The sequence below is a fragment of the Microcoleus sp. M2_D5 genome (genome assembly GCF_036701935.1).
In the GTDB taxonomy this organism is placed as follows: domain Bacteria; phylum Cyanobacteriota; class Cyanobacteriia; order Cyanobacteriales; family Microcoleaceae; genus Microcoleus.
Genome location: NZ_JAUBRP010000148.1, coordinates 1 through 5,407, shown reverse-complemented (window position 1 = coordinate 5,407; position 5,407 = coordinate 1). Strand labels below are relative to the sequence as shown.

The following is a 5,407-nucleotide window of genomic DNA, read 5'->3' as shown; positions in this document are numbered from 1 at the left end:
GTCGCTTTTATCAACAAGGTATGCGGGCTGCAACCCTGATTCGGTCTATCTCTTAGGCATCTTTGTCACCCCCCCAGTTTGCGCTCCTTAATAACTAATCGCTCTTTCGAGAGGATCTTGTAACTGAAGTTCTAAGGGTCGGTCAGAGCGAATTTCTAAACCAGGTAACTCATGTTTGACTAACATTTTTTTGCCTGTTTCATCAGTTGCCGACGGCCAGAGTACCCAGCGGCTGCCAGGGGAAAGAGTGCTTAAAGTTGCAGACTCTTTGATATCATACTGAGTCAGCCAAATTATCGGCAGTTTCGGCCGATTCTCGATCGCATCTTCCCCAGCATTAACCGCCGCTAAAGTTTCCAAAACTACCCGGTTGCCCGAAACAAGTCCAGTCCCGGCAGTCCAAAGTTTGACGTTTAACAGGCGCTTGCTAGCATAGAAGTACAGGGATGCAGCAACTGTCACGGCTCGTTCAAATTCTTCTGGCTGCCACGCCGCAGCGCTGTCGAGAGCAATAATAATTTCTTGACCCCCGGCTGCAACTTCTAACTCTCTCACCCGCAGTTCTCCGTAGCGGGCGCTGGTGCGCCAGTGAATCAGACGGGTGGGGTCTCCGTGGCGGTAAGGTCTCAGGTTGCGGGTGAGGCCTTCGGTGGCAGTTTGCGATCGACTGCGATTGTAAAATTGCGGGCTGTCTTCTTGACCGATGCGATCGATCAAAGGGCAAGTGCTCAACGGCAAAACCTGCGGATAGACAACCGCCACCGCTTTTACCGGGCGGCTGCGCCGGCACCAAAACAACCCTAAAGGTGCCGCCGTCCTCAAGTTTACCTCTTGCCAGCGATAGACGCCCCGCCGCCGGACTTCTAAATAGTATGTATCCCTGTATGTACTGTTAGGCTCTATGACTTCGATCGGGCGAACAACCGGTTCTCCCAAGACAAACGGCAAGATGTCTACCACTTGCAACAAAGTCTTAGGTTGGCGGGCGCGATTTTCGATTTCTAGTTCGACGGTGATTCGATCGCCCGCACTCACCGGTTCGATCGGGCGGCGACGGACTTCCAAGGCACGGAGCGATTTTCCAGGCAAAACCGCCGCTACTGCCAACAGCGCCAAACCCCCACCGCTGAGCACGTACAGCCACCCAGACATTGTATTAGTCGCCGACCCAAAAAAGAAAACCGTCATCCCCGACAGCAGCCAACCCGCGTAGGCAGGGGTAACAGCGCGATTTTCGAGCCAGTCGGCAATTTTGTGACCGATGTTCATAGGAGTTGAAATTGTTAATTACTCGATCGCCCCATCCAGCCTAATTGTAAAATATTCTCAGCATTTAACACCGAATTAGCTGCGAGCGATAAAATTAGAAATCGGGCATTTTTTCGCAGTAAATCTACATTTACCCCGCCCAAAAACGGATACCCTGCCACGTACACTCAGTCAGGGTCGATGCCCAAATTTTAGACTCTAGTTCCTGCTCCCAGATTAATCTGTGGAGTCAATCTAAAATCTAAAATCTAAAATCTAAAATAGACTGACTGGAGACCAAAAAATGAACCCATTAAACAATCCTACACCCCTTCAACCAGAGGCTCAAGGCCGCCGACGAACACCGCCCCCGCCCCCGCCCTTGGCTGCAACTCCCGCGCCGCCTCCACCAGCGCCGAGCGTGCCCCCCGCAGCCCAGCAGCAGCAGCAGCAGCGGCCTGTTGAGACACCCGTCAGCACGATCGAACAAATGGTCAGAGATGCCCATAGCGCAGGAGCTTCCGACATTCACATCCGAGTCGGCCAAGTACCTCGATTTCGGATTCGGGGCGCGATGCAAGTAGCAACCACCCACCCCAAAGTAACGCCAGAAATTTTTGAAAATTACCTAGCCGAAATTCTCACCCCCGAACAGCGAAAACAGTTTGCAACTACCAAAGAATTAGATTCAGCAATTTTTTACCCCGGCTTTGTGCGTTGTAGGCTAAACTGTTTTGATTCCCTCACCGGCGGTGCGATGGTATTGCGGTTGATTAGTTTGGAAATACCTACTATCGATTCCTTGAGGTTGCCAGAAGTTCTGAAAAATATCATTTTGCGATCGCAGGGATTAATATTGGTTACTGGGCCGACAGGTTCGGGGAAATCGACAACCGTAGCTGCGATGCTCGACCACCTCAACCAGATGGAGCAAAAGCACGTAGTTACAATTGAAGACCCGATCGAATTCATTCACCCTTCTAAAAAATGCTTGGTCAGCCAGCGGGAAGTCGGCTTGCATACCCACGAGTTTCAGCAGGCTTTGCGGGCTGTTTTGCGGGAAGATCCAGATGTAATTCTGATCGGGGAAATGCGCGATCGCGTTACCATAAATACAGCATTGCAAGCAGCTCAAACCGGTCACTTAGTATTGGGAACTCTCCACACTCGCAGCGCCATTAACGCTATTAATCGGTTGTTGAACCTCTACCCGCCCGAAGAACAACAGGCGATGCGGATTCAAATTTGCGATTCTTTAGTAGCGGTAATTGCCCAACTTTTGCTGCCAACAGTTGACAACCGTCGGGTAGCAGTTCACGATATTTTGGTGAATACACCTGCCATGCACGATTACTTGATGAAAGGTGCTGATGATGAAGCTTTCCGGTTGATGGAACACGATACTTACGAAGGAATGCAGATTATCAACCAGGGTCTTTACAAACTGGTGCTTGAAGGCAGAGTCACGATCGAAGAAGCAGCAAAAACTTCTCCTGAAGCCAGCGATTTAGACCGTCGCTTGCGAACAGGAGGCTACGATGTTGGGGATGCTCGTGGCTTTGAAGGCAGCAAAAAAGAACGAATTGTTCGCGCCTAGTAGCAGCACACATACAGGGGTAGGCACAGCAGGACTACCCCACCCCTCAAGTAACAAGATTTTGAGCAGACGGAAATATTTGATTGAGATTTTTGTGCGTAGTTTTACTTAAAACCCCGCTTATTTTAGTAACAAAAAATACATTTTAATTAAATAGTAAAGTGCTAGAATCAAGGTCTAGTGTATTGTTAAGTTTTTTAAACGTAGACCCTACTTTACATAAACTTTAAAATTGCGTAAAAACTCATAGGTAATTGCAAAGAAATAGTAAAGATATATTCCGAGTATTGGCACCAATCAGCAATTTAAGTATATAGTTGTAGTGACATATTTTTGACAGAGAACATTCCGAATTTGCCGATATTTGCCGATCGCACAAGCAAGCAGATTACAAAAGCGCTTAATACAACTACAAGCAGAGCCGATCGCGTGTTTTTCCAATTAAGTAGCTTTCCGTCGAAAAAATCCTAAAACCCAGCAGACTTTTAAAGATTCTGTCCCTCGAAAATTGGTTTAACAAGTCGCTTATCAGCAACGGTATTTCGAGAATTTAAAGGAGCCAAAAAAGTGAAGAGTGCATTTAACCAAAGAGAAGTGTTTGAAGGTGCCAGCAAAGCGGAAATAATTGAGCGCATCCAGCAGCTAGTTCCGCCCGGTTCCCCGGATCCCCAAGATCCTGAAATCCTCGCGACCTTACAAACTCTCACCGCACAGCTAATCTCCGCCTATCAAGCCGACGGACAATTAGAAAGCGAACCTTTTAGCGACGTGCGCGATCGCACTATTCACTTATACGCATCTGCAGTCACCAGCCAAATCAAAGGAAAAACCATCCTCATCACCGGTGGAGAAGGATGTGTCGGTCGTTTCTTAATCGCAAAACTTCTCGAATTAGGCGCAACGAAAATCATTTCCGCAGACAACGCCCGATGTCAAAACCCCGAAGAAAATCTCCCGGTTTTTAACACAGAAGGTGCTGTAACTTTCTATGCCGCCGACATTCGCAACCTCGACGCGCTCCAACACATATTTGAGGTAGAAAAACCAGAAATTGTTTTTCACCTAGCAGCCCAACGTCAACCCGGACTAGCTGAAATCAAAATCCGAGAAACAGTTACAACCAGCCTGTTAGGATGTAAACACATCATCCAACTCTGCGAAGAATACGGCGTAGAACACTGCATCTTCTCTTCCACAGGCAAAACATCTCGATATTTTACAACCGAAGTTTACGCCGCCTCGAAAAAGTTTGCCGAATGGCAATTTGCCAAAGCAGCTCAAGAAGGAGATGTCACTTACGGGATGGTTCGCTTTACTCATATGTTGGAAAATAGCTTGTTCTGCGAGCAAATGTCCAAAAAAGTAGAACAATGTAAAACTGTCAACGTTCACGCTCCCCACCGTTACGTAACTGCTCAAAATCTTTTTGAAGCCGTACATTTATTGCTGAATTCTTTGGTTGTGTCCGTTCCAGGAAAACTGAAATTTGTCGCAGTAAGTAATCTGGGTTGGCCCACAGAAACCTTGGAAGTAGCTCTTTATAAAATTATTGAATCAGGCAAAAATCTGCCGATTTATTTTCAAGGACTTTTGCCGGGATATGAAGAACCGTTTTTCCTTGGACAATTTGACTGGAAAAAACCTACAGACATTCACCTTCTAATTAATGTGTTGGAAGATCCTTTTAGAAGTGTTAACGATACTGGCGACATGGTGACTGTAGAATTAGCTCCTTTTTCTTTGCCGGTCTTAGATAAACAAGTGTCGAAGCTGGAAAACTTAATCATTAATCCAGATTTCCCCGAAGTGCAAATCAAGCACGCTCTTGTCGCAGCCGAAAAAGAAGTGATTGCTTCCTCTTTTGCATGGAGTGCCCCTGAAGACTTGTTGAAGATTTTGCAGTGGGGAATCAATCCGAAGAAATTGCAAGGTTACGGAACCCAAATCGCTGAGTATAGCGAGATTATCGAACTCCTCCTGCAAGGAATCTGCGGGCGGCTTAACCAAGAAGTCTTGCAAAGTGCTGGAGTTACGGCAGATGAGTTTGATGACTTAGTTGAGAGTCTTTCTACCCTGGATTCGATTCAAGCAGAAGTGGGATATTTGCGATCGATATCGAGATATCTCAGAGAATTTGCACCCCCCGCACAGTTCACCACCAAAAAATCTGAACCTGTTGCTATCCGCGATGCAGCCTAGCTTGAACGTAGTTTTGAGTTGGGAGATTACTTCCTCAGTGCCCACCCACAGGGGATGAATGAGTTATATCAATTCCGGTTGCACGAGCGAAATGATTGTTGACTGTTGACGGGCAGGTCGAAAAACGGAATGGTTGAGTGTTAACTCTTGACTCGATTTTTATTATTCCCCTGCAACCGGATTTGATGTTAAACATCGACTAAGTGTTTAGTGGATTAAAAATAGAACACCTAGAAACCTGGTTTCTTTTAGAAACCGGGTTTCTCCAGTCTGGGCTTGTTTGACGTTTAATTAGGGTTTGCTGAATAATCGATCGCACGTTACGTAGCGAAAGCGATCGAGAGCGTGCGAGCGAGTGAAAAG

At 46.9% G+C, this 5,407-nt stretch carries 3 protein-coding genes; 2 read left to right on the top strand and 1 reads right to left on the bottom strand.

All coding sequences use genetic code 11. From position 1 onward, the window contains the following. Positions 1 to 87 precede the first annotated feature (87 nt). Positions 88 to 1,269, bottom strand: a complete 1,182-nt coding sequence (locus tag QUA50_RS28990) for a DUF58 domain-containing protein (RefSeq protein ID WP_333268731.1) — start codon at positions 1,267 to 1,269, stop codon at positions 88 to 90. Between the two features lie 283 nt (positions 1,270 to 1,552). On the opposite strand from QUA50_RS28990, the gene QUA50_RS28985 reads away from it, so the two are divergent. Both QUA50_RS28985 and QUA50_RS28980 read left to right on the top strand, forming a co-directional pair. After that, positions 1,553 to 2,845, top strand: a complete 1,293-nt coding sequence (locus tag QUA50_RS28985) for a PilT/PilU family type 4a pilus ATPase (RefSeq protein ID WP_333268733.1) — start codon at positions 1,553 to 1,555, stop codon at positions 2,843 to 2,845. A gap of 567 nt (positions 2,846 to 3,412) precedes the next feature. After that, entirely contained in the window at positions 3,413 to 5,044 is a 1,632-nt protein-coding gene (locus QUA50_RS28980) for a polysaccharide biosynthesis protein (RefSeq protein ID WP_333268735.1), read from the top strand. The last annotated feature ends 363 nt before the right edge of the window (positions 5,045 to 5,407 follow it).

Bases quoted from the DNA above. Each gene is read 5' to 3' on its own strand.
- QUA50_RS28985 (WP_333268733.1), top strand. From the start codon at position 1,553: ATGAACCCATTAAACAATCCTACACCCCTTCAACCAGAGGCTCAAGGC.
- QUA50_RS28990 (WP_333268731.1), bottom strand. From the start codon at position 1,269: ATGAACATCGGTCACAAAATTGCCGACTGGCTCGAAAATCGCGCTGTT.